The sequence below is a fragment of the Paenibacillus agaridevorans genome (assembly GCF_003112455.1).
In the GTDB taxonomy this organism is placed as follows: domain Bacteria; phylum Bacillota; class Bacilli; order Paenibacillales; family Paenibacillaceae; genus Pristimantibacillus; species Pristimantibacillus agaridevorans.
This window is the reverse complement of record NZ_BDQX01000019.1, coordinates 18,814-42,807: the sequence shown is the minus strand read 5'-3', so window position 1 is coordinate 42,807 and position 23,994 is coordinate 18,814. Positions and strand designations below refer to the sequence as shown.

13 protein-coding genes and 1 tRNA gene are annotated in these 23,994 nt (G+C 45.9%); 9 read left to right on the top strand and 5 right to left on the bottom strand.

Annotation, left to right across the window (positions count from 1 at the left end; translation table 11 throughout):
- Positions 1–1,741, bottom strand: a 1,741-nt coding sequence (locus PAT3040_RS01155; protein WP_146200330.1) for an alpha-amylase family protein, incomplete at its 3' end; no start/stop codon positions are given.
- 306 nt (positions 1,742–2,047) lie between these two features.
- Here PAT3040_RS01155 and PAT3040_RS01150 point away from each other — a divergent pair.
- From PAT3040_RS01150 to PAT3040_RS01115, 8 genes are all read left to right on the top strand, one after another.
- Positions 2,048–2,956 carry a helix-turn-helix transcriptional regulator gene (locus tag PAT3040_RS01150; protein WP_108991197.1) on the top strand — a complete coding sequence of 303 codons (909 nt, stop codon included), beginning with the start codon at positions 2,048–2,050 and terminating at the stop codon, positions 2,954–2,956.
- Positions 2,957–2,986: 30 nt separating this feature from the next.
- Positions 2,987–4,732 carry a sensor histidine kinase gene (locus PAT3040_RS01145; RefSeq protein ID WP_108991196.1) on the top strand — a complete coding sequence of 582 codons (1,746 nt, stop codon included), beginning with the start codon at positions 2,987–2,989 and terminating at the stop codon, positions 4,730–4,732.
- A 5-nt stretch (positions 4,733–4,737) separates the two neighbouring features.
- Positions 4,738–6,393 carry a response regulator transcription factor gene (locus tag PAT3040_RS01140; protein ID WP_108991195.1) on the top strand — a complete coding sequence of 552 codons (1,656 nt, stop codon included), beginning with the start codon at positions 4,738–4,740 and terminating at the stop codon, positions 6,391–6,393.
- A 135-nt stretch (positions 6,394–6,528) separates the two neighbouring features.
- Positions 6,529–8,022: a glycoside hydrolase family 28 protein gene (locus tag PAT3040_RS01135; RefSeq protein WP_181376376.1), complete on the top strand. Its 1,494-nt coding sequence runs from the start codon at positions 6,529–6,531 to the stop codon at positions 8,020–8,022.
- An 11-nt stretch (positions 8,023–8,033) separates the two neighbouring features.
- Positions 8,034–9,713: an extracellular solute-binding protein gene (locus tag PAT3040_RS01130; protein WP_108991193.1), complete on the top strand. Its 1,680-nt coding sequence runs from the start codon at positions 8,034–8,036 to the stop codon at positions 9,711–9,713.
- A gap of 89 nt (positions 9,714–9,802) precedes the next feature.
- Positions 9,803–10,699 carry an ABC transporter permease gene (locus PAT3040_RS01125; protein ID WP_108991192.1) on the top strand — a complete coding sequence of 299 codons (897 nt, stop codon included), beginning with the start codon at positions 9,803–9,805 and terminating at the stop codon, positions 10,697–10,699.
- A 55-nt stretch (positions 10,700–10,754) separates the two neighbouring features.
- Entirely contained in the window at positions 10,755–11,615 is an 861-nt protein-coding gene (locus PAT3040_RS01120) for a carbohydrate ABC transporter permease (RefSeq protein WP_258234775.1), read from the top strand.
- 161 nt (positions 11,616–11,776) lie between these two features.
- Positions 11,777–11,850: transfer RNA gene (locus PAT3040_RS01115), tRNA-Pro, on the top strand.
- Between the two features lie 98 nt (positions 11,851–11,948).
- On the opposite strand, the gene PAT3040_RS01110 is transcribed toward PAT3040_RS01115, so the two are convergent.
- On the bottom strand, positions 11,949–12,857 hold the full coding sequence (locus PAT3040_RS01110) for an AraC family transcriptional regulator (RefSeq protein ID WP_108991191.1): 909 nt from the start codon (positions 12,855–12,857) through the stop codon (positions 11,949–11,951).
- Positions 12,858–12,983: 126 nt separating this feature from the next.
- On the opposite strand from PAT3040_RS01110, the gene PAT3040_RS01105 reads away from it, so the two are divergent.
- Complete coding sequence (locus PAT3040_RS01105) at positions 12,984–13,934, top strand: phytanoyl-CoA dioxygenase family protein (RefSeq protein WP_108991190.1); 951 nt, start codon at positions 12,984–12,986, stop codon at positions 13,932–13,934.
- Positions 13,935–14,066: 132 nt separating this feature from the next.
- Here PAT3040_RS01105 and PAT3040_RS01100 read toward each other — a convergent pair whose 3' ends face one another.
- The 3 genes from PAT3040_RS01100 to PAT3040_RS01090 all read right to left on the bottom strand — a co-directional run bounded on the left by PAT3040_RS01100 (position 14,067) and on the right by PAT3040_RS01090 (position 23,967).
- Entirely contained in the window at positions 14,067–15,101 is a 1,035-nt protein-coding gene (locus tag PAT3040_RS01100) for a LacI family DNA-binding transcriptional regulator (protein ID WP_108991189.1), read from the bottom strand.
- Between the two features lie 35 nt (positions 15,102–15,136).
- A complete protein-coding gene (locus tag PAT3040_RS01095) occupies positions 15,137–17,764 on the bottom strand; it encodes an alpha-L-rhamnosidase (protein WP_108991188.1) in 2,628 nt (875 codons plus the stop codon).
- A 233-nt stretch (positions 17,765–17,997) separates the two neighbouring features.
- The gene (locus PAT3040_RS01090; protein WP_108991187.1) at positions 17,998–23,967 is read right to left on the bottom strand and encodes an S-layer homology domain-containing protein; all 5,970 of its coding nucleotides are present in this window, start codon (positions 23,965–23,967) and stop codon (positions 17,998–18,000) included.
- Positions 23,968–23,994 lie beyond the last annotated feature (27 nt).

Sequence of the window (23,994 nt, the reverse complement as noted above, 5' to 3'; positions counted from 1 at the left end):
GATTCGGATCATTTTCAACAATGGTTTTATAGTGTGTCGATAACCGTTTATCCGTCGGTGTCTCATCACTTAAGTACCATGCTAATAAAGCCGGGTGATTGCGATATTGCTCTGCCATCAAAGTAATCGCTTCTACCTCATCATCCTCATCCTCAATAAACGGCGGCGCATATGGGAAATCGTAGAAGAAATCTTTGAGTGAAAAAATAACTTTCTGCCCATATTGCTCAGCTAAATTAAGTTGGTCAAGATTAGGATAGTCATAAGGCATAATCGTATTAAATGGACTGTCGCTTAAATCTTGCAGTTCACTCTCATCAATATTAGCTGTATAAATGCCAATTGGGAAAAAGAGCTCACCATCTCGCCAAAAGCGACCATAATCATCTACATAAGATTTCGGTAATTCACTAACTGTACTCACCTTTTTAATCTTAAATCTCTCAACAAATGCTTCCGCTGGCTTATTCGTTACATAGGTTGTCACGACCGCTTCATAATCTCCTGCAGCTAACGCAGTCGTATCGAACTCTGCAAGCGTATCTAACTTCTCGGTCCAAACTTGCTCCTCGATCGTTTCTTCATCCGCATTTACTAATTTAACGGTTGTCGTATAATCTTCGGCTGTCAGACCAACTGTTCCACGCGTAGCAACTGTAACAATTGGATTACCATCCGGCATGAGTATACCTCTATATTGCGGTGTAACTAACTTCGCAATAAGCGGATCTGGTTTATATTCAACGATTTTCAAATCATCGAACCAGATTGTCCCACTCTCCCCGTAAGAATACAATGCGAAATCAGCATAAACGGTGCCTTTATCCGCAATATAAGTCGGCAAACGAAGCTGTATCCATATACCGTTACTCGACATTGGATCCATGTACTTCCCTAGCTTCCAGCCACCATTTTCATCGTATCCATCCACGGCAATACGCGCGCCTGCCCACATGCCTGTAAGATCTGCCGTTTTTACCCAGACTGTTGCATCATAGGCATAGCCTGCTTTAACCGGAATACGAACGGAAACCGTCGGATTACTACCATTAAACGTGTATTTCAAAGCATATTCACCGTTATTAACTTCAGATGTATCATAATCGGTAAAAGATTTATCCCATGTCGTATCTGTGATATCCTCAAATGAAGTTTCATAGTTGCCATTCGTATCTTCTTCCACAAATAGCTTTTCCGTAATACGCAAATCATCAAACCAGATCGTTCCACCCGTACCTTCTGAATATAGTGAAAATTGTGCAGATACGACATTCTCACCCGCTACATACGTCGGAAGACGAACTAATTGCCATTCTTCTTCGCTATTCACTGGATTCATATATTTCCCGAACGACCAGTTACCTGCTTGATCATAGGCATCAATCGCTACTCGTCCGCCTGCCCACTGTCCTGTAAGCTCCGCTGTCTTCATCCATACGCTTACATCATACGCATAGCCTGCTTTGACAGGGATACGAATAAAACTAACAGGCTTATTACCATCATTCGTATATTTCAATGAATAAGAGCCTGTATGCATATCGCTTGCATCACGTTCCGTGAAATCAGTGATAAATGCCAAGTCCTCTGCATCTTCAAAGGATGTTTCATAAAATACTTCGCTTGTTTCATAAAAAACCGAATCGACGGTCTCAGCATGAGCCAATGGTGTCGGAACAATTCCCGATGAAAATATAAAATATTGAAGCACAATTAATACCACTGCCAACTTAAACTTCATAAGCAAATTCACCTCATCCTAGTATATAAATTTCCTTAATTAATTCATCGAACCCATTTTTCCCAATTATGTATTACGCTTCACCTCCAAATCGAATAAATGTCAACAAAGTGATAGAAAAACAGCATGGATGTAAACGTTTTCTATTGACTCCACAGGGTTTAGTCGTTTAAATAAAGAAACAACTTGCTAATCATTCTCTAAACGCCCCTGCGCAACATTATTCTAGCAATGATTTCGAAATCGTTATTACACTATCGTTCACAAATGTTATACAATCGTTCCTATTTACAGAGGTGAAAATGGATGAGCCAATTCGCTATTCAAGATGTGATGTGCTCTGCTTATGCTGAGGATAACGTGAGGTTTTTTGATTTTAATAAAGAGATGGTAGACGGCCTCCCTTTTAAAATCTATCGCATTTCCGAATCGTATCCGAAATTAGGAGATCACAAACACAACTATGTCCAAATTTGGTACATCAAAAAGGGGCATCTTGTCCACACCATGTATAATGAGCAGGTTGAGCTTGTTCCAGGGAACCTATTTATTGTTCCGCCTCATATCATTCACCGATTTACGATATTATCTCCACAGCAAATCGAAATCATCGGATGTGAATTCATCCCACAACTACTGACCTTGCATAAAACAACCAAAATGTTATTTGCGGATGACGATGAAATCTATTCCAAAATCACTTTAAGCGGAAGCGCCGACATAGAGGCTCAGCAACTATTGGAAAAAATGCTTATTGAATATGAAAGAAAAGAAACGCACTACGAGACAATCATTATGGGCAAAATTTTTCATCTCGTTGGTATCACGATGCGTGCTCGGCTTAATAGTCTACAAATTAGTCATCCGAACAATCGCATGCGACATCACAATATTATTGAAAAAGTGCTTTCCTATATTGATATGCACTATGCGGAGGAATTAACGATCGAGGATGTTACACAAGTGGCGCATCTTTCACGTACCGTTTTTTGCGATTTGTTCAAACGCGCTACGAACAAAACCTTCCAAGAATATTTACAAGCAACGCGTCTCAGTCGTGCAATGGAGCTATTGCTGCATTCCAATATGCGAATTGCAGACATTTGTTATGAAGTCGGTATTAATCATCCAGCCTATTTTTCGAAAATATTCAAAAAACAGTTCGGCGTTACACCCATTCAATATAAACACAAGGCTTTGCATTCGACCCATTAACGACATCTACTTACTAAAGGATGATCCTCCTTGTTCATTAAACAAAAGACGACACTATCCGTGTTCATGAAATTATTTTTGTCCTTCTCTGCGATTATTATTGCACTGTACTTCCTGTATTGGATGATGAACAATGCGGCTTCCAAAACCATTCAAACAGAAATTGAACAATCACTGCAATCTCGCGTTCATTTCTATCACAATTCACTAGAAACGGATATTAAACGTGTCATTCAGTTGAAAAACGAGTATCTACACGATAATGATCTTGCGAAAATCAGCTTCTCACGTGAACAAATGAGTGACTATGAATTCGCCGAGGCGATTCTTCGAATCAAGAATCGTCTATTACTGTTGAAAACCTCCAGCCTATATGTCGAAGATGTGCAAGTTTACATTCCACTGATTAACCGAACGATTTCACCGGAAGGTTATGTTGCCAATCCAACTGAAACAGAAATTACTCAATTAAGGAAATCGAATCTAACAGCTCCCCTCGTAAATTGGCAAAACAAGTTATTGATTGTTGGATTTTCTCCGGAACTGATTAGCAAGGATATAGAACCGATCATTGTCTTTAAGGTTCAACTTTCTATTCCTAATATTCGCTCTTCCTTGAAACAAATTGATACAACCAATAAAGGCGGCATGATCTTTATTGACCATGCGCATCAATGGGCAATCTATGGACATAATACTCCCTCAGAAATTGAACAAGCCCTATACGCCTATTATCAAAACAACGAAGCCTTGTTAAAGACGGGCACCTTCTATCATCAAATTAATGATGAAAGATATGTGGTAATTGCGGAGAACTCCTCTCTGCTAAACTCCACCTCGCTCATTTATTTCCCGGAAAGTGATATTTTGAAGCCATTACAGAACAGCAAAACCTGGATTTGGTGGATTTCTATCGCTTCTATTCTTATTCTATTCGGCTTTTCCATATGGACTTACCGCTTAATTCAACGTCCTTTGCTTAGTCTCGTTCTTGCTTTCCGTAAAGTTGAACACGGTGATCTAACTGTATCCATTAAACGCCGTAGATCTGATGAATTTAGCTACCTATATGATCGCTTTAACGCAATGGTTAGTGAACTCAATGTTCTTGTAAAGGAAGTCTACGAACAGAAAATACGGTCTCAACGAGCTGAACTTAAGCAATTACAATCTCAAATCAATCCGCACTTTTTATACAACAGTTACTTTGTCGTACATCGACTTGCTAAAATTCCAGACATCGATAATGTCGTACGGATTTCCCGACATTTAGGGGAATACTTCCGCTACATTACCAAGAACGATCGAGATGCCGTCACTCTCAAAGAAGAGCTGGCGCACACACTTGCTTACATTCAAATTCAAATGTACCGTTTCGATCAACGTATCCATACCATTTGCGAAGAAATACCGGATTATTGTCGAGACATCTATGTCCCCAAACTGTTTTTGCAACCCATTATTGAAAACGCATATGAGCATGGACTTAAAAACACGCTTCAGAATGGTCTTGTTGAAATTAGCTTTAAGCTTGCGGATAAAGATTTATATATATGCGTCACAGATAACGGCCAAGAGCTGTCGTCGGAACAACTCCAAATTCTACAAGACAAACTCAGTCATCCCAATGATCTGGCGGATACGACCGGCATGCTTAATGTCCATCGACGACTCCAACTGATCTATGGTCAGCAATACGGTATCACACTCTCCAGAACTGAAATCGGAGGCTTGAACGTTACACTCAAATTAAATACAAATCCCAAGACGGAGTGACCACAATGAATGAAAATCCCTATAAATTAATGGTCGTTGATGATGAACGCATGATCGTAAATGGGCTGGTCCAATTAATCGAGGATCATTTTCTTGATGCTGTTGAGGTACGTAAAGCCTATTCGGGATCAGAGGCTTTAGCCGCGCTGCACAAATATCCTGTGGATATTCTCATGACGGACATCCATATGCCTGCTATGACAGGTCTTGAATTGCAAAAGGAAGTAAAAGATCGATGGCCAAAGTGTCAAATGATTTTTCTTACAGGATTTAATGATTTTGAATATGTACAAGAAGCGATCCGCAATGAGAGTACAGATTATATTCTCAAAACAGAGGATGATACTGTCATTCTTGACGCCATCCAAAAAGCGATTACACGCTTGAACAATCAATTTCAGGCAGAAGCATTTCTTGCAAATGCACAAATGAAAATGAAACAAGTTCAACCGATTTTACAAAAAGAGTTTTTATGGCGTATTTTAAATGAACATGAATATACCGAGGTTGAACAACTCCAAAATCAATTAACTGATTTGGAAATCCCATTATGTGCTGACCAACCTGTATTACTCGTACTCACAAGAATCGATGATTGGGGTAATAAGTCGTCCACCAATGATCGACTTTTGATGCAATATGCCATCTCCAATATCGTATCGGAATATATGGGTTCTATGACTACTCACTACTCCCTAACCTATGACAACCATAAGTTCATATGGCTTATTCAAGTTAAACAAGGGGATCAAAGCAAGATAATCACAAATCAATCTATTCCATCCTATGTTTATCAAAATTTGGAAGCAATAATGACAACGTGTAAACAATACCTTGGCGTCACGTTATCCATGCTTGCTGCTAACCATGTTGTCTCCTGGTCAATGTCTGCTTCGAAGTTTTTGGAACTACAACGAATACTCAATATTCAATTTGCAACAAAACAAGAATTTATACTCTTAGAACCTGAAGAGTATATACCAATTCCCTTGCCCACAACATCGATTCAAATTCAGCTCAGCAAAATACCGATGCTTGGTACTTACCTTGAAACAGGACAACGCGAACCCTACTTTACGCTTTTCGTCAGCCTAATTAAGCTTGTCCAAGATAATTCGAAGGAGCAACAAGGTATTCAACTTCATTTGTACTACACCATTGTATCGATCTATATTGCCTATTTATATCAATCAGGTATTTTACATGAACTAAGTCATCGTATTGATATCCAGACGCTAACCCACTTTGAAGGTCACCCTACCTTTGAAAGTGCTGTTCATTACTTACAACAAACAGCTGAGGTCATTTTCTCTCATAAAAAAGAGGATATCGCCGAACGTGACCGAGAGGTCGTACGCAAAATCAAGCAATACATCAAACAAAATCTCGCAGGAGATCTCTCATTAACACGAATTGCCAGCTTGGTTGGCTTTAATCGTTCTTATTTATCACGGCTGTACAAACAAATGACCGGCAAAGGGTTATCTGAATACATTTTTGAAGTGAGAATTCATCATGCAAAAACATTATTACGTCAACCACAACTTAAAATCCATGAAATATCGGATCTGCTCGGCTTCGAATCACCTGCGTATTTTACACGTTTCTTTAAAAAAGCGACTAACTTGACGCCGACAGAATACCGTGAACTTGATCACTAAATCAATTATGTAAAGTGGTAAACAAAAGTCAAGAAAGGTAACAAGTTTCTCGTATCTGGCGGAACGCGTATTAACCTATACTTACAAACATAACGATCCTAAAGGGGAGGAATTGCTATTCAACAAGTTTTTAATGTGCGTGATTTCGGGGCATTGGGTGACAGTGTAACAACAGATACTGCTGCCATTCAACAAGCCATTGATGCCTGTGCATATCAGGGTGGAGGAACGGTCTATGTTCCACCAGGAAACTATCTTGTTGGGCGTATAGAACTTAGAGACCATATCACGCTATGGCTTGAGGCTGGATCCGTACTCCTTGCAAGCACGAACCAACAAGACTATCAAATCGTTGATGTGTATGCAAAATGTACGAATTCGACCCGTTATTACGGCTTATTGGTTGCACAAGGCGCTACCAATATCACGATCAAAGGCAAAGGGCGTATAGATGGTCAGGATAAAGCGTTCTGGACACCAAAAGAAACAATTGGCGAGGGCTGGAACAGCACACCGCCACGCTATGATCCAAAAGATTGGCGCCCCATGCTCCTCCTGCTTGAAGAATGTCATAACGTCGAAATTACAGGCATTACAATTTCAGCATCGCCCGTCTATGCAGGTTGGCTGATTGATTGCAATTATGTGTCCTTACACCATCTACTCATTCAAAATGATTTTTATGGACCTAATAGCGATGGCTTCCATATTAGCTCTTGTCGCTACGTCAACATCCATGCTTGTCATTTCGTTACAGGTGATGATTCGATTGCCATCGATAGCAATGGTCAACAAAACGCACAGCACTTTACGATTAGCAACTGTACATTCAATACCTCCGTTAATGTGTTTCGAATCTATACCGGGCTAGATCCATGGGTAAGAGAGGCCGTTTATAGTGAAATTCGCAACATCACCGTAACGAACTGCTCGGTTGTCAATGCTGCTGGTGTACTTAATGTAACTGCGGAAGATGGCTGTATTGAAGGAATTACCATCTCCAATATGACGATTGGGATGGAACAAGAAGGCACAGCGATTTTCCTAATGGCGAGTAACGGGAAAATTCGCAACATTCATCTTCAACACTGGTACGTTAATGGCAATGGCGCATGTACAATAATTGGCTTACCGGAAGATGAAATTACAGATGTCGCACTCTCTCACATGAACTTTAACCTTACAGCTAAGAAGAAAATGTATGGATACGATATCCCCGATCCCATTCCTAGTTATGCGCAGCATCACTTTGCCCCTTACGGATTTTATATTCGTAATGCGGCAAACGTATCATTAACTCAAGTTCACATGAAACAATGTACGAGTACTGTGCCAAATGATTGGTACACGATCAAATGTATGAAGGTTGACCATTTATATGTCGAAGGTCTCGTTTATGAAAGCGAGACTGTCTTTACAGAAACTCCACTCGTGTATCTGGCAGACGTTCATACTGCCCAGTTCACGAATTGTCGAACTTTAACTAAGACGAAAACCTTTGTGCATGTAACAGGTATCCTACCGACTCAGCTATATTTCACCGGAAGTATGTTGGAACAGGTCACCACTCTTTGTAAAGCAGATCCAAACACAACGTACAACCTTAAATCAACACCAAATCATATTTAGGAGCTGAAAACATGAAAACTACATCAACGAAATGGATGCTTTGTCTCGCTCTCAGTGCATCATTAGTTTTAGCATCTGCTTGTGGTAAAAATAACAACGAAGTAAGTCCTGGTACACCGGCTACATCTGAAGCAACAAGCACACCGGATGATAGTGCTGCTGAATCAATTGATCCATTCGCTAAATACGATCCACCTATTGAAGTTACAGCTGTAAGAGACTTGCCTGCAAGTATTCTCTTTAGAGAAGGCGAGAATATCGACAACAACGTTTGGAGCAGAGAATACGAAGAAAAATTAGGTATCAAAATAAAGTATTTGTGGACGAGCAATTCCGACTACTCACAACGTTTAAATGTCTCCATCACTTCAGGTGACTTGCCGGATATCTTCCCAGTAGACGCTGTTCAATTGAAGCAACTCGTTGATGCAGGTCAAGTGGAAGATTTAACGGAAGTATTTGAAAAGTATGTTTCTCCTGAAGCAAGAGACCTTATTCTAAAAGATCCAAACCAAATGAAATCCGCAACATTCGATGGTAAATTAATGGCATTACCGCGTGTTGGTTCACCGTATGATTCTTCCCAAGTGCTTTGGATTCGTGCGGATTGGCTCAGAAATCTCAATATTCCAGAGCCCAAAACTCTAGAAGATGTTGTTGCGATTGCAGCAGCGTTCACAACACAAGATCCAGATCAAAATTCCAAAGATGATACTTACGGCTTTGCCTTAACGAAGGACCTTCATAAGGGCGGCTTTGCTAATATCCAAGGTTTCCTTAATGGCTTCAACGCATATGTAGGCGCTTGGATTCAAGGTAGTGACGGCAAGCTTACATTTGGAAGCGTGCAACCTGAAATTAAAAATGGATTGGCTAAGCTACAAGAAATGTATAAAGCTGGATACATTGATGAAGAGTTCGCTGTAAAAGACGGATCTAAAGTCATGGAAGATCTCGTTTCCGGCAAAATCGGTCTTTCCTATGGCGCATGGTGGAACCCTGCATGGCCACTTCAAACTGTAAAGGATCAAGATCCAACAGCCGAATGGAAAGCTTATGGCATTCCTGCACTTTCAGGCACAACAAACAAGCTTCAACTTTCTTTCCCCGTTGCACAATATTACGTTGTAAAAAAAGGGGCGAAAAATACAGAAGCAATCATCAAACTACTTAATATTCTTGTTGAAAATGGCTACTCCAAAAATGCAAACATTGAAAAATACTTTATCGCTGAAGATGGCTTCCTTTATAACAACTATCCGCTCGTATTCGTTTCGCCAGCCGATGGTAACGTCAATATTCATTTGAATATGAAGCCCGCTTTAGAAAACAAAGATGACTCCAAATTAACTGGAGAAGAAAAAGGCTACTACGAAAAAATTATGGCATATCGTGCTGGCGATCCTAAGAGCTGGACAAATGAAGGTATGTACGGTTTAGATAGCGCTTGGCCTTTTGTCAAGGAAAAAATCGATGCAGATCTCATTCAACATGATCAATTCTTCGGTGCACCAACGCCAACAATGAGTCAAAAAAATGCAAATCTAGACAAAATGCTTATGGAAACATTCACGAAAATCATCATGGGTGAAGTCAGTGTAGACGAGTTCGATAAATTCGTGAGTAATTGGAATAAACTGGGTGGTTCTGATATTACGAATGAAGTAAATGAATGGGCAGCTGCACAATAAGCCTAACCTAATCTTTCAAAAACGGCTGTTGTTTTCAGTACTTGAAAAACACAGCCGTTTATCTTTCAAGATCTGGAGATGGATGAAGAATGAACAAAAAATTAGTCAGACAGCTCCCGCTGCACTTCATGCTGCTACCGGGCATAATTCTGATCCTGATTTTCAGCTACATCCCAATGGTCGGTATTGTCATTGCATTTCAGCAATTTATACCTACGAATGGACTTTTCGGCTCGGAATATATTGGATGGGGTAATTTTGAATATGCATTTCAATTACCAGACTTATCAATCGTACTAAAAAACACGCTCTTTATCTCGATTATGAAAATCATCGTCGGCTTAATTGCGGCACTTGTTACAGCCCTGTTACTAAATGAAGTGCGCTTGATGTGGTTGAAAAGAAGTGTGCAAACGATCGTTTATTTACCTCACTTCTTGTCTTGGGTTGTATTGGGCGGCATTTTAATTGATATTTTGTCCCCCTCCAGCGGCATCATCGCAAAGGTTTTCACTTTCATTGGACTAGAGCCCATCTTTTTTCTCGGAAAAAATGACTGGTTTCCATATGTAATCGTTATATCTGATGTATGGAAAGAATTTGGTTTTAATACCATTGTCTATTTAGCCGCGATCACGAGTGTTAATCCGGCTCTTTATGAAGCTGCTAAAATTGACGGCGCCAATCGTTGGAAGCAAACCTGGCATATTACCCTGCCAGGCATGCGCCCGATCATTGTATTGCTTGCGACACTAAGCTTGGGAAATGTACTGAATGCAGGCTTTGATCAAATCTTCAACTTATACAGTCCTGCTGTCTATAAATCCGGCGATATCATCGATACAATGGTTTATCGCATCGGTTTGATTGACTTCCAGTACGGACTTGCAACTGCCATAGGCTTATTCAAATCAATCGTTTCTTTCATTTTAATCTCGACTTCTTATTGGTTAGCCTATCGCTTTGCAAACTATCGGATTTTCTAATTAATAATCCATATTGTTGGCAGAAGATTTGCTTAACAGAAAGGTGTGTTCTTCTTTGAAAGTATTTTCGTGGTTTAATAATACCTTCCTGATTCTTCTAGCTTTTATATGTTTATTCCCTTTGCTTCATATATTGGCCATCTCTTTTAGCTCAAGCGCTGCCGCTTCGGCTGGTCTTGTCAAACTATGGCCTGTTGATTTCACGCTAAAATCTTACGAATTCATTCTCTCCAAACACGAATTTTTGAAATCAATGACCGTTACTTTTCAACGGCTTGTTATCGGTACTGCTGTAAACATGATTCTCACCGTTCTAATCGCGTATCCCTTGTCCAAGGAAACGAAAGATTTAAAGTTCCGAACGCTCTATGCATGGTTTTTTATTTTTACCATCTTGTTCGGAGGCGGTCTCATTCCTTGGTATATGACGATTAAATATGTGGGAATTATGAATAGCATCTGGGCATTAATCTTGCCAAGCGCTGTCCCTGTATTTAATGTTATTCTACTCTTGAACTTTTTTCGGGGAATACCGAAAGAGCTTGAAGAATCGTCTTTTATCGATGGTGCAGGGTATTGGACAACCTTATGGAAAATTATGGTCCCCATTTCATTACCCGCGATGGCCACTGTCGGCTTATTTACAATGGTTAATCATTGGAACTCTTGGTTCGATGGCCTGATCCTGATGGGAAGATCCGATCAATATCCACTCGCCACCTACTTACAGACAATCATTAAAGGGATGGACTTAACGAAATTAAGCGGGCAGGATGCAATCGTCATGTCCAAAGTTTCTGACCGAACAGCCAAAGCGGCTCAAATATTCGTGGGTACGTTACCTATTCTGATTGTATATCCTTTTCTACAAAGATACTTCGTTCAAGGGATTGTACTCGGCAGCGTCAAGGAATAATGAAACACGGCTTTTCCTAACCTTACAGACAGGAAAAGCCGTGTTTTTTAACATCATTATGTCCTGCTCCGAAGATTCTACTTTGACTCTTGCAAGTATGAAGGGCGAGTAGTATAATTTCAAGTAATCAGCGTTTAAGAAAACGCTGTCTATTTTAGCGTCGGGGTATGGCGCAGCCTGGTAGCGCGCACCCTTGGGGTGGGTGAGGTCGCACGTTCGAATCGTGTTACTCCGATCATAGTAGTCGATGCGGGAACCCGTATCGGAACAGAAGACCGCTCTCTACTGTATTTTTATATACAGTGGGGAGCGGTCTTTTTCGTAGGGATCCTCTTAGATCATCCTGCTTCGCTTCCGGAAGCGGCCCGGCGATAAGCCCGTCATGTGAGTGAACCACTTTGTAAAAGCATGAATAGAGCCGGCCTGAACATGGTCCGCGATCTCAAGGAGAGTATCGTTTGTGCTTACAAGCAGCTGCTTTACAAGCTCTATTTTACGTTGCATGAAGTAGTTATAAGGTGTTCGGCCTGTATGTTCGCGAAATAGACGAGACGCATGATCAGGGTGATAAGCGGTATATTGGCTTAACCATTGCCTGTCGTAGCGTTCTCTCACCCGTTGATCCAGTTGATCAGCTATAGCAAGCACAACGGGATTAGTTGTCTCAAGCGACAACTCGGACGCTTCGCCTGTTTTCTTCATCGCAATGAGCAGCTCGATTACATAAGCCCGCAGTTGCAATGGAGCAAAGGCTTCATTGGCGCCATAGACACGGACAAGTCTTTCGAAATAAGGAAGGAACACTTGTCTGGACAACTTCTGATAATCTTGAATAAATAGCGTCTCCGACAGGTTGTCGCCAATGCAAATACGGTTGTCCATGCGGGTGTATTCTTGTCCCTTCACGAAAGAAATGTGCGGCATTATGCGGCGATCGATTGGAACGAGCTCGGAGCTCCAGTTGAAATGAAGGCCGTACAGAGAGAAGGGCTCCGCTTCATCCGCGATGATGGAATGTACAACGTTAGGTCCGTAATAGAATAAATCTCCGCTGCAGGCCTCGTATGCTTTCTCCTGAATGCATACGAGGCCTTTTCCCGATGCAACAAACAAGAACTGATAATCTTCGATGACACGCGGCCCGAAGCTGTCGCCGGCATGACAGTTCAAGTAGTTTGCATAAGATACGACGGGGGAAACCATATGCCACGGAATTCGGGCCGGATTGGGCTTGTCAGGCATTGGACATAGCTCCTCATTATATCGATAATCGTTAAATATAAGTCTGCACTATCTAAATACTTCTGTAAATACTGTATTTATACTAAAAGCTATAGATCGATATTTGATAAATAAGGAGGATTAGCTATGTCTCAGTCGCTTTCCAATCCCGACCACAAACCAGTAACGCGAACGTTCAAGGACTCTACAACACTCCTACAGGATGCCGAAGCGTTAAGGGATAGAGCGCAGAAAGATGGATATCTTTTCTTTAAAGGATTATTCCCTCGCGAGCTCATTCTGGAAGTGAGGCGCCAGCTTCTGACCATCCTGGATGCTAATGGACTATTGGATCGGAGCCATCCGCTTTTGTCAGGCGCTGCGAACCAGGCCGCTGTCGACAGTCTGAGCGAAGAAGAGGCGAATTGGAATGGCGTCGGAGTCCCGCTTCACATCTATAAGGAAGTGCAGCGTCTCGAAGCGTTCCATGGGCTGGCACATGAAGCGAAGCTGTTGTCTATATTCACTACGCTGTTCGGCGAGCGTGCCATTGCGCATCCCCGCAATATCGGCAGGCTGATGCTTCCTCACAAGATGGCGTATCCGACGCCGTCCCATCAGGATTTCATCCACATTCAGGGAAGCTATGAGACTTGGACCACTTGGGTGCCTCTCGGCGACGTCCCCAGAACACTTGGAGGCTTGACGATTCTGGAAGGAAGTCACCGTGCGGGACTGCTTGGGGTAACAGCGAATTCCGGCGCCGGAGGACTGGAATCCATTCTTTGCGGACTCGGATACGAATGGGCCGGAGGGGACTATGAAGCGGGCGATGTCATTGCCTTCAACAGCCTGACCGTCCATAAAGCGCTTCGCAATCAAACGCCGGGTCGGATAAGGCTCTCTTGCGATTTACGATTTCAGCCTGCAAGCGAGCCTATTGAAGCCTTATCCCTGCTGCCGCATGGACCCTATACGTGGGATGAGCTGTACATGGGCTGGGAACGCAAGGATCTGCAATATTACTGGACGGATGAGAAGCTGCAGCAAGTTTCATTTGACGAATCCATAAGATGGCAGAAGGATAAAATTTGCTGAGACCCCTACCGCGCTGCCAAGAGCGCGAGAGAGCCTCTGATTGGATTCAGGGGCTCTCTCGGTTAACTTCAGCTGGCAGTTTAAACAATGGGGTGCCGGTTTGCCCCGGCTGTCTGCCCTTCCTCCATATTCTCATACTGGCATTGCAACTCGCGCGCACGTTCCCCCCAATATGAGTTCCGGTTTCAGCTTTTTTTGCATCATATGTTTTTTTTCAGGCTCGGAAATGGTCTTCAACATGAATTGAGCGGATCGCGTGCCCAAATCCTCAAAGGAAGCGTCAATGTATGTGAGGGGCATCGGCAACAAGTCGGCCCAGCCGTTTTTAATCACGGAAATGACGGAAAGATCCGTAGGGATAGACAGATTCAAATGATCCGTTGCCTTTTTTATACCCAATACAATTAAATCGTCGGCGGTCACGAATGCAGTCGGACGATCGTCTTTGGACAAAACATGTAATGTGGCTTCATAAGCTGATTTCAAAGTGAGATCGATGTGCATTTCGCTTAAGTTTCCTATAGGCATGTTTGCTTCTCGGTAAGCCTCTTCAGCTCCCTTGCGAATATCTACCGCTAGCGTCATAGATGAAGGCGCGTTTAGAAGACATATTTTGCGATGACCGAGCTCTAGCATCCTTTGAACCGCAAGGTAGGCTGCCTTGACATTGTCTACATCCACGTAGTTGATTTGCTCGAGCTCCAACCCCGGCCGACCGATGATCACAAACGGAATTTTTGCGGCAAGCAATTCCATCACGTCCTCGTTATTCACGGATGGACAGGTTAGGATCAACCCGCCGACTCGCTTCTCGCGATACAGTTTTTTAAACAACTCGCTATAATTGCGATCATCCGGCGACGTAAACAATTGAAGCACAAAATCCTGCTTTGCATAATAATGGCATATTGTAGCGGATATCGTGGAGAAGAACATATTCTGCCTCACTTGTTCCACGTCGAAAGGCATGAACAAACCGACGGTTTTGACCGTTTTAATCGCCAAATTGCGAGCTACCGCGTTAGGATGATAATCGAGCAACGCAATTGCTTTTTGGACTTCCAAGACTGTCTCGGGTTTTACGAGCGGCAAGTTGTTGATGACCCGTGAAACCGTTTGTCTGGATACACCGGCCAACTTAGCTACATCGTTTATTGTACTGGACATGAATCATGCTCCTTAAGCTGCTGATATTTCAGAGTTTATCTGCTTGCGAATGCGTAACGGCCTGCTTCGATTTCATAAACCCGAAATCCGTTTTCGTCTTTGATATATTGAATGCCGCAGGCCTGATCAGCCGGCAGCCTATTTTCCGTTATTTGCCCTGCGGGCAATATAGGAACGTAAACCATCGCGCGCGATTGCATGGGGACATGCACCGTCAGTTCGAACGATATGTCCGCCGTACGGCTCCATGCAGCATGTACAGTCCCTTTTACCGTGTCCAACGTGGCTTCGGCCGACGTCAGATCGCCAAGCGCGTGAGGCTTGAATTCCATTTCGGACCAACCGGCTGCGGTTTGCCGAATACCGGCTATGTACTCGTAAAACCATTGCACGATGGTCCCGAACATATAATGATTTCTCGAACGAGTGTTAACGTCCCAATATTCCCATAACGTGGTCGCTTCCTGCTCAAACCATAGCCCCATACTCGGATAAGCGATTTGTGTCGCTGCCCGATAAGCCGCCTCCCCATATCCCAATCGGGTCAAAGTCGGGTAAAAATACTTATGACCTATAATGCCTACATCGGCATGACCGCCCATTCGCCGTTCAAAATCTTCGAGCAAGCGCTTCTCGACCTGCCTCTCGACATTCGAGGGTACCAAGGAGAGTGCAAGCGGCAGTATATTTGACGTTTGCCGGTATCCCGCTTCCTGGTTCGTATGATAAAGCCCATTCTCCCGATCGAGACATTCGCGGTTCAGTGCTTCGGCCGTTTCCTCAGCCAATTCTCCGTACCGCTCGCTATCTGCCGAAAATCCCAATAGGCCCGCAATGCCGGCCATCGTTCGAAGCACCAAAATGAGGTGGAACGATGAAGTAATTTGGCCGCCCTCCGGGGAACGTCCCTCCGAATAGCCGGGAGCCAACCAATCGCCCAAGTCGCTGCTGGACATTCCTCCGTCAAGCAAGCCGATCTCATATTCGATATACCTTCTCAAGCTGCCGTAATGCTCCTGGAGCACCTGCATATCGTCATAGTACCAATATAAACGCCAGGCGATCAGGACGTAGGCGCTGCTCCATTCCGGCGCGTGAAAGTCACCCCACCCGCTGTCGGGAACCATAACGGGAATAGACCCGTCGGGCCGTTGGGAATCGCGCATGTCGATCAGCCACTTTTCCCAGAACAAGGCCATATCAAACTGAAAGGCAGCCGTTTCGGCAATCAGTTGGGCATCGCCAAGCCAGCCATTTTTTTCATATTTGGGCGTATCGGTAATAATGCCGTGAAAATTGTTCAGCAGCGTCTTGCGGGTTGCCTCGTGAATCCGGTTAAACAGAAGATTGGAGCATTGAAAACGGCCCGTTGACCGCAAATCGGTATGCACGCGTTTGCCTGTCACATCTGAAAGTTTCATATTGATTCCTTGTCCCGAAATCTCTACATACCGAAAACCCTTATAGCTGAATTTCGGCTCCCATTTTTCAGCCTGCCAGCTCGATTTCAAATAGTGATCCGTTTGTATTTCCGCCTCGATCGCAGTCTGACGGTTATCGACGCGGCCGGTTTCATCCAGCTTTTCGCCGTAAATAAATGAGACGGATTGTCCAGGTCTCCCACCTCGAATTGTCGCTTCCACCCAACCCGCTATCGTGTCTCCCATATCGAAAACATAGTGGCCGTCCCCTAATATGGTCATTTTTACAGCATCCGCATGCCCCACGACTCGGATCGACGGCATCGACTGGGCCTCAAGCCGCGGCGATGGTGGCGGAACTATCTTCGGTTTACATGCATCCGCGGCACAAAAATCGACCTTATTCCAATCCGTCCGGTATTTTCTTGCGTCGTACCGCTCACCGGCAAATATGGAATCGGATAGGGTCGGTCCATCCTCGATCAACTCCCAACGATCATCCGTCTTGACGAGCAGATCGGATCCATCCATATATTGAATGACCAATTGGGCAATAAACCGAGGGCTGTCATTCCACTCTGCCCTATGCCAGTTCCAGACATTGGGTGTCCGCAATCCGTAGAACCCTCTGCCAAGCTCAATGCCGACACAGTTTTTTCCCGCCAACAGCTGCGGCCCGATATCATAGACATGATATAAATTTCGCTTATTATAAACGGTAAACGCCGGTTCCAACTTGTGGTCCCCGACTTTGCCGCCATTCAGATAAGCTTCGCAATAACCGGCCGCGCTTATATACAGCCTGGCTTGTTTGAGGGGCTTTTCAACTTGGAACTCGCTGCGGAAAAGCGGCGCATGTTCGCCGTCGGATGAGAGCCACGCACCGGACCAATCCTCCGGATGCAGGAGTCCCGTCTCCCACCAAGCGATTGGGCTCCATGCGGAAATACGGTCCTCTTCGTCCCATACACATACTTTCCAGTAATAACGGGTAGCCGACTGCAATTTTTCTCCCGCGTAGTCGATACAAACACAGCGGCCGCTCTCGCATTTACCGGAGTCCCATACATCCCCGAACCCGGAGTCCAGATTCTCCTCTATCATGGAAACCAGAATCCGATAAGCGGATTGACGCTGCCCTCGCCGCATGGACTCGTTTATCCAGCCAAGCCGTGGATTGGACCTGTCTATGCCCAATGGATTATTTGCGTATTCGGTTGTCAGCGAACTTACCTTAATCATATGAACAACTTCCTTTCTTACATGAGAACAAGTGCCGAGAGGAAAGTTCTCGGCACTTGCCCGTCGGGTTACAGCCACTTCTCTCAATTGTGAGTCTATTTAAATTCCACAGTAACCGTCGCACCGGCAGTATGAGAATAATTGAACTGTCTCCCCGCACCGTTAGCCGTTGAGGAAACCAATGATCCATTTACATAAACCTGGTTGGATCCGATCGCACCGGTTGTCTCCGTTTAGGAGCCGATCGTCAATTCGTTAAATGTAACGGAAACGATGCCTCCCCAATCAAATGCGGTTTCAGCAATGACCAGTTTCACATAAGCGGTTTTTTTCTGTTGGACAAATGAAGTGAAATCCAGTTGAGTTGTCCCGCCTGTAAGATCTCCTACAAATTCATTTGCGTTATCTGCGCTGTCACCGACATATACGCTGATTTTGGAACCGAATACGCCCGCTCTGACCGCGATCTCGCTCTTCAGACTCAGAAATGCGTCGCCCGCGCTATCCAGTTTGTATATAACGGTGGCTTGCTCATGTATGGGCCACGTATTGTCAGGACCGCCCTGCCCCTTGTAAAACCCGCGAATCGCCGGAACGAATACGCCTCCGGCCGCTTCCACGTTACCGTAAATCGCCTTATCTGCGATGACGACAACCTCGTCCGTCGGAACTTTGTACGTTTCGTTAGCCTCTAGCGTGCGGCACACCGATTCGTTCGAACAGGAAGTCACCTGATCAAACCGGCTTTCGTAGATCGTTCGGACATTGGCAACCGTCAACGCCAATTTCCGTTCAATCACGGTTTCGCCTTGCGTCGCCCTAACAGTCAATTCGGTTGTTCCCGCAGTCACTCCGGTAACGATGCCTTCATCCGAAACGGTGGCCACCGATACGTCGCTGCTGGCCATATCGATCTTGAGCAGCTGCAAGTTCATTTCCACCGCTTGGTCGTTGTAGGCTTTGATGGCAATGGCGATCGTATCGTTCGCGCCGATCACATTCTTGTCAAGAACGGCTTCCAATTCGGAGAGCTTGTTGGAAGCAATCTCCAAACCCAGCTTATTGGACTTGACGACATTGCCTCCGATTGAAACATAGGCTTGAACGGTCGTTGTTCCCGGTTGTTTCAGCTTCAAACCGCCTCCGGACACTTCCGCCAGATCGGAATCGCCTATGATATAGGCGATCTTGGCATCCTTCAAGTACACAGGGTCGCCATTGCTATACTTGGCTTCGATCGTAAGCGGAATGGACTGCCCGGCGAACAGCGTACCGTCAGGAAGGCTGATCACGGCGGAATCGAGTTCGCGCAATTCCGCTTTCTTTTTGATTTTGACATCATTCAAGCTAGCCCACGTGTCATTGGAAGCTGTTCGAAGCTCGACCTTAACGTAAAGCGTTGTCAGCCCCGCCACATCATCCGTCAATCGAATTGCGCGGGCGAGGGTGAAATTGCCTTCTTCTCCGCCGGGCTCGATTCCGCCGACTTCAGTCCACTCCGTCAAGTCGTCGCTGATCGACCATTTGACGCTTTGCGGGTCCGGATTCCCCATGATCGCCCTGCCGCTGTATTCGATCGCCAGCTCGGACATTGGCGTTCCGCTGTTGATCCTCCATACGATGCTGCCGACTTCGGATATATGATCCGGTCTGACCACTTTGTCCGCATAATTGGCATCCAAAGGCACAGTGCGGACGTTGTCAACGGAAAATGCGCGTTCCATCCAATCTCCATCCGCAAGCTCGAACGTTTCGGCGACAAGCGTATCGTACACTTCGGCGATTTTAAGTGCCCTGACAGGACTGCCCTCATACGTGTACGGACTATAAGTGACCGTAACCTGATCCCCGATTTCGAAGCCCAAGTCGTCCAGATCGGCAGTCAGAATGCCGCTCCCCGTCGCTTTAGGCGAATCAAGCACCGCATCCGCCCCAATTTCGAACTCGTGTAGTCCATCCAATTCAATCGCGGCATTGCTCGACACTCCCCGAATGGAGATCGGCCGAATGTCCGTAACGGTGCCGAAAATCTGGCCATAATAAGCGCGAACATGGACGGCCTCGTTATTCTCGTTCGTCGTTATCCTGAGCAATTCCCCATCGTTCAATATCTCGATTGGCACCTCTTCAAGTTCGCCGTCCTCCGCACCTGCCGCTCCTCTTTCGATAACGGCGTCATCCGCAAGCTTCAGCTCTACGAAGTTGACATATTCTCCGATTTCCGGGTCTTGCGATTCCAAATAAATGTATCCTTTTGGCGTCGGCTTGTTTAAATTCTTGTTCTTGCTGACAAAGGCAGCCTCAAAAGACTCGGGATACCGCTTCTCGCTTTCGGCAAACGCCGTCAGTATAAATACCGCTTTTCCTCCGACAGCCAGAACTGCCCCGGAATCTCCCGCCGTCGTCGTTTGAACCGTATAGATGCCGCCATCATCGGAAACGGCTTTGTAATATTGTCCGTTCACGAGACCGGACAACGTAACTGTCGCATCCCGTACAACCTCAGCCTTCAATGAGAATCGCGTTTCTTCATCGGCTTCGTAGAGGACAATATCGGCGATGCGCTGACTGCCCCCGAGATCGATTTCAATCGGGAACTTGCCGAGTTTTCCTCCCCCCTTAACCGTATATTTTGCCGGCAAGGTCTCGGAAAGCTCGCGGATTAGCCGATCGTATGCTGTCCGATACTTCCCCGCGCGGTAGAGAGCCGTTATGGATTGGTAAGTGTCATTTTCGCCGGATTGGATTCGATACGCGTTCATTAGCCGCTCGACATCCGCCCGGTAGCTGATCCACAAATTCCGAAGGCGCATTTGATCGACCGTGTAGACGGTCCCATCCGAATGCCCGGTTTGTTTATCCCAAGGCAGAAAAGCTTCGAATGCCCAGATGGAGGTCCAACTGTACAAACTGGACGGCAACCCCGGAGAAAACAACCTCAGCTCGACATAAGCAACATCCGCATCGCGATCGATATGATCGCTAACCTCCACCACTTCCGAGTTGAAATTTTTTAAAGTCGCCGCCAGCGTTAAATCGCCTTCCTCCGGTCCGGCCCAAACTTCGACCCGGTTATCGGCATTCAGCGAACTCAGTGCTCGTCCTTCCACTTTCACGGTCAGACCGGAAGCGAACGAATCGCCATCGTTGTCCAGTCGGAAGGTCAGACGGCCGCCATCGACGTTCCCATTATCGGGAGTCGCTACATATTTTTCGACCAACACTTCTCGCTGCACGCCTTCGACACCGACGAGCATTGCATTTACGGTCAACGAATCCACAGCTTTGAAATCATATTTTCCAAACGGCTTGTCGTATGCGGGTACAGCGACCAGTTCTGCGCGTTGGCCGTCATAATCGTCAATCAACTGACGATCGCCCGCATGATAGTTGTACACGTTCACATAGTCGGCTCCGTACATGTACGCTTGTTTCAGCGTCTGCATGTCGGTGAGACTGCCTCGTTCCGCATTTACATCCGCGTATTTGCCTCGAGCGACGATATAGTCCAGATAGCGGGCATCCAGCCCCCCCGCCCACTCCGCCCCGAAACGGATGTCATTCACCATATGCGTTTCCCAGTGCGCCCTCTTCTCGTCCCAATCGGGATAGTTTGGCGTGGGGAACATATGCGTGTACGCATTCTCTACCAACTGGCTGTCGGGATAGATGATTTGCCCCTGATCGACGACGATGGCATTGTAACCATAACCTTCCGCAATGGCGCCGGAAAGCGTGCCGATATAAGTCGTAAGATTGCCCGACATCCACAGCTTTTCCTCCTGGGACAAGCCATCCTCAGGATTCAAGGCAACGCCGTCGGCAGCCGCGGCAGCTATGGTGTCCGGCCCAAAGTCTCCACCGGCTTCCGGCGACGCATTAAAAGCAAAATAAGGCCAATATAATGGTTCGTTTTCGGTAAAAATGACGACAGGCGGCAGCGAACTTCCACTCGCTTTCATTGCAGCCGTCTTGCCGGAAATAAAGCTTGCAACACCCTTGACCTTGTCGGCGCGCACTTGGTTGTAGTGCGCGTTGTTCATCGTCAGCCACGGCGTATTGGACCATATATTCGGCGTGGTCAATTTCCAGTTGCCTCTGCCGTCGATGTCGAGCGGGTCGTAAACGATCTGATTGTAAGGTATATCCGTCCAGCGACCGCCCTTGCCGTCAGGTCCGCTCGGCGTGCCTCCCCACCAGGAATTGATGCTGAGATGGATCGGGATGTCGGCATCGCTTGATAAGCGCATTAAATATTCCAGACGACGCTCCAGTTCTTTTTCGCTCCATTGCATGTAAAGAATTTCGAACCCCAGAGCCGGCTTGTACATATCCATTCCGGCATATTCATCCTTGATATCCCGAACAAGCTGCAGATCCGTCTCATAGTCGTCCCATTTGAGCGCCGGCTGGAGCAATCCGACGGTCATCTGCCGGCCGATTTCTTCGTTCTCGAGCAAACGGTCAAATCGACTGTACGCCCACAGCCGGTTGAAGTGAACGCGCGCATCCCCATAATTCCGAAGCTCTACCTCGATTTTGCCCGCGCTTCCGGCAACGGAAGCGGGCACTTCAATAAAATAATGATTGGGACCTTCCGAAGCTTCCTCGTACGTCCTGAAATACACTTCTTCGCCATTGACCAGAACGGTATAGGCCAATAGCTCATCGGAACGGGTATGAATTTCCTCCAACTCCAGTGTGACTTCACGACCGGGATAAGGATGATCCATTTCAAAAGAGATACTCGATTCCGCTTCTTCTAGATATCGAACGGTGTACGTGTCCGCCAGCTCTCCGACTTTGGTGTCGATTTCATCGATTCCCGAGTTGCCTTGCACAATCAAATTTGCATGTTGTTCATCATTCGTTTGCCCAAAAGCAAAGTTGATGACTCGTTCCTGTAGTGCAGGAACGCCTGGCCCGTTCCCGGAGCCCGGGTTTCCTTCATTCTCCGCCTCGGAAACAGTTGTTCCGCCAGAGAACGAGACCCCGTCCGCAACCACGACCCGGCTGGGCGATTTCTCAAACGTTACGCCATCAGCCTGTATGTCCGCCTCAACAATCTCTCCCTCGCCCGTCACTTCTGCCTTCCCTTTGGCAGTAAAGCGATCAATTCGGACGCCGGGAGACAAGTTTATTTTCGCCGAAGCTCCGTTTTTTGGAATAAGCAGCTGGGCGATCGTGCCTCCCAGGACTTGAACCGTCAACCCTTCCGACTGAATAATGACCGATTCGAAGTTTCCGTCCAGCTTCACACCCGAGTACAAATACGTAACAGCGATGACGGACCCATCTTCGGAAATGATATGAATCCGTTGGTTCGGTTTATTGACAACGAGGGAGGCCAGAATGGTACGTATCAAATGAATGCTGTTCTCGCCACCGCCTTCAATGTAAACGGTCCCTTTGACCGTAACGCCGTCAAGCGTCACATCGCCATCCCCGATGCCCGCGGCAAGGTAGAGATTTCCGTTAATCGTCATATTCCGCAAAGTAACGTCCTCTGCGTTCACTACCAGATTACCGTCGATATTTTCGGAGAAAACGCCGGCTGCATTCACCAATCGACCCATCAACCGATCGGATATCGTCAAAGCCTCGGCCCGGGTCAACAGCGATGCAGGCGCGAAATGACCAGAGGGCAAACCTGTAATCGCTTTCAGTTCTAATAATGCACTTATAGCTTCTCTCGCCCAGCCTGAGATTGTATCGGCATCCTTGAACTTACGGTAAGCCTGCTTGTCCGATGCCTTCGCGTGAAACGCCTTGGCCAGAACAACCGCGGCTTCCTCTCTGCTGATCGGGCTTAGCGGCCGAAACTTGCCGTCGCCATCCCCTTGTATGATGCCTGCTCCTATTGCCTTCAGCAGGTCCTCTCGGTACCAGGCTTGCGAGGGAACATCGGCGAGCTCCGCTTCCGGTTTCTCCGTAAACTTGAAGATTCGATTAAGCAAGGCAATGAATTCTGCGCGTCCTATGGATCGGTTTGGTTGGAATGTACCGTCGGCATAACCGTTAATCAAGCCGTAATCTTTCCAACTTCGTATAGTGGCCGCCGCCCAATGGACGTCCTCTGTACGTTGGGTTTCAACCAAAGCCGGCTTTGTTATTGCATCTTCTGCAAAGGCAGTGGATACTGTCGTCCATCCTATTGCTAAGGCTAGCACGCATGAGACGAGGCGTTTGCTTCTTGTAGCCATACTTCACGCTCCTTAAGTGATCAGGTA

Excerpts from the sequence above, each read along its gene's own strand:
- PAT3040_RS01090 (WP_108991187.1), bottom strand. The coding sequence starts at position 23,967 with ATGGCTACAAGAAGCAAACGCCTCGTCTCATGCGTGCTAGCCTTAGCA.
- PAT3040_RS01105 (WP_108991190.1), top strand. The coding sequence starts at position 12,984 with ATGTCTCAGTCGCTTTCCAATCCCGACCACAAACCAGTAACGCGAACG.
- PAT3040_RS01140 (WP_108991195.1), top strand. The coding sequence starts at position 4,738 with ATGAATGAAAATCCCTATAAATTAATGGTCGTTGATGATGAACGCATG.
- PAT3040_RS01110 (WP_108991191.1), bottom strand. The coding sequence starts at position 12,857 with ATGCCTGACAAGCCCAATCCGGCCCGAATTCCGTGGCATATGGTTTCC.
- PAT3040_RS01130 (WP_108991193.1), top strand. The coding sequence starts at position 8,034 with ATGAAAACTACATCAACGAAATGGATGCTTTGTCTCGCTCTCAGTGCA.
- PAT3040_RS01125 (WP_108991192.1), top strand. The coding sequence starts at position 9,803 with ATGAACAAAAAATTAGTCAGACAGCTCCCGCTGCACTTCATGCTGCTA.
- PAT3040_RS01150 (WP_108991197.1), top strand. The coding sequence starts at position 2,048 with ATGAGCCAATTCGCTATTCAAGATGTGATGTGCTCTGCTTATGCTGAG.
- PAT3040_RS01095 (WP_108991188.1), bottom strand. The coding sequence starts at position 17,764 with ATGATTAAGGTAAGTTCGCTGACAACCGAATACGCAAATAATCCATTG.
- PAT3040_RS01100 (WP_108991189.1), bottom strand. The coding sequence starts at position 15,101 with ATGTCCAGTACAATAAACGATGTAGCTAAGTTGGCCGGTGTATCCAGA.